Here is a 488-nt window from a genome sequence, read left to right as displayed (position 1 = left end):
CGAGGCCATGTCGCTCTACCACCATCTGCCCGCCAAGGAGGCGCTCCTCGATGGCGTCGTGGAGACCGTGGTCGCCGAGATCGGTGCGGCGGCGGTTGGTGGCATCGCCACGAACGGTGGGGACGAGGACTGGCGGACGCGGCTGCGCCGGCAGTTCCTCGCGGCGCGTCAGATCATGCTGCGTCACCCGTGGATGCCCGGTCTGTTGGGCTCGCGTCGCACCATCCCCGTCGGTCTGTACGCCTACTACGACGGGATCGTGGGCACCCTGCTCGGCGCAGGGTTCTCGCACCGCCTCGCGCATCGGGCGATGCACGCGTTCGGCAGCCTGCCGCTCGGGTTCGCGCAGGAGATCTTCAGCCCGTCGTCGGCTGGCGGGAGCATGGAGGACGACGTTGCGGAGGCGGACCTGGCCGCGATGGCCGAGGCGCTACCGCACCTGACGGCCATGGTGGCCACCGAGATCCACGACGTCACCGACCCCACCC

At 70.5% G+C, this 488-nt stretch carries 1 protein-coding gene; it reads left to right on the top strand.

Annotated features, from left to right (window positions below; translation table 11 throughout):
• Window positions 1–488 (top strand): TetR/AcrR family transcriptional regulator C-terminal domain-containing protein (locus KBX53_RS35565; protein ID WP_210864094.1); only part of this gene is annotated, 488 nt, incomplete at both ends.

The organism is Micromonospora sp. M51 (assembly GCF_018070305.1).
Lineage (GTDB): Bacteria > Actinomycetota > Actinomycetes > Mycobacteriales > Micromonosporaceae > Micromonospora > Micromonospora parva.
The sequence above is the reverse complement of the archived record's forward strand: the minus strand, read 5'-3'. Positions and strand labels throughout refer to the sequence as shown.